We start from the raw sequence: 1,141 nt of genomic DNA on the forward strand, positions 1-1,141 counted from the left end.
GGCCGATCGTCATGGTGGCGGGGCCGCAGAGGTCGAGAGTGGCGCGGTCCCAAAGGTCTGCTTCGACGATCCGCCAGCGGCCGACGAGCCTGCAGCCAGCCGGGGCGCTCATGACGACACCGCCAGGAGGCTGGGCAGCCAGACGAGGTCGGAAGCCGCCACCGCGAAGGTGAAGGCCCAGGCCGTGCGCTCGACGCCGAGGAAGCGGCTCTTGGCGAGCCCCGCCACGGACTTGATCCAGCCGAAGGCTTCCTCGATCCGCTTGCGGATGCGCAGGCTCGTTGCATAGCCCTGATGCCGGGTGGTGCGCCCGTCGTTCGCCGATCGTCGCCCGGCCGTGTTCTGCGCCACGTGCGGCGTGACGTTCATGGAACGCAATTCATTGACGAAGTCCTTGGTGTCGAAGCCCCTGTCGGCGCCCAGCGTGATCGCCTTTGAGCGCTCGCCATAGGGTTCGATCATCGCCAGTGCGGCAATCCGCTCGGCGTGGCCGTCGGCGGCCGTCAGGCAGGAGGAAACCAGAAGACCGGAGCGGTTCTCCATCAGGGCATGGCCCATGAAGCAGAGCTTGGCCTCCTTGCCGGCGCTCTTGCGAAAGAGCCGTGCTTGCGGATCGGTGGTCGAGGCGTGCGTCGCGTTCGAGCGCTTCTCGCCATGGAAATCGGCCTCCCGGTTGCGCCCGCCACCGGACGGCGGATCGTCCGGGCCGTCCTTCGGCTTGAAGCTCTTCATCGAGGCCCAGGCTTCGATCAGCGTGCCGTCGACCGAGAAGTGATCGCTCGACAGCAGCCGCTTCACCCGTGGCTGCGCCAGCACCGCACTCAGGAACTTCGCCGCGATCGCGCCGTCCAGCAGCCGGTCGCGGTTCTTCGAAAAGGTCGAGTGGTCCCACACCGGATCATCGATGCCGAGCCCGACGAACCAGCGGAACAGGAGGTCGAACTCCAGCCGCTCCATCAACTGCCGTTCCGAGCGGATCGAATAGAACGCCTGCAGCAACATCGCCCGCAGCAGCATCTCCGGCGCGATCGAGGGACGTCCCATCCCGGAATAAAGGTCGGCGAAATCGCCCGACAGCGCATCCAGCGCCGCGTTGGCGAACTCCCGGATCAGCCGCAGCGGATGATCCGGGCGAACCCGC

1 protein-coding gene is annotated in these 1,141 nt (G+C 67.0%); it reads right to left on the reverse strand.

Translation table 11 applies throughout. The features are described 5' to 3' along the window. Positions 1–108 precede the first annotated feature (108 nt). A partial coding sequence (locus SMD10_RS25430; protein WP_331688504.1) for an IS5 family transposase occupies positions 109–1,141 on the reverse strand: 1,033 nt, incomplete at its 5' end.

Origin of the sequence: Consotaella aegiceratis (assembly GCF_036541425.1) — a bacterium.
Classification (GTDB): domain Bacteria; phylum Pseudomonadota; class Alphaproteobacteria; order Rhizobiales; family Rhizobiaceae; genus Consotaella; species Consotaella aegiceratis.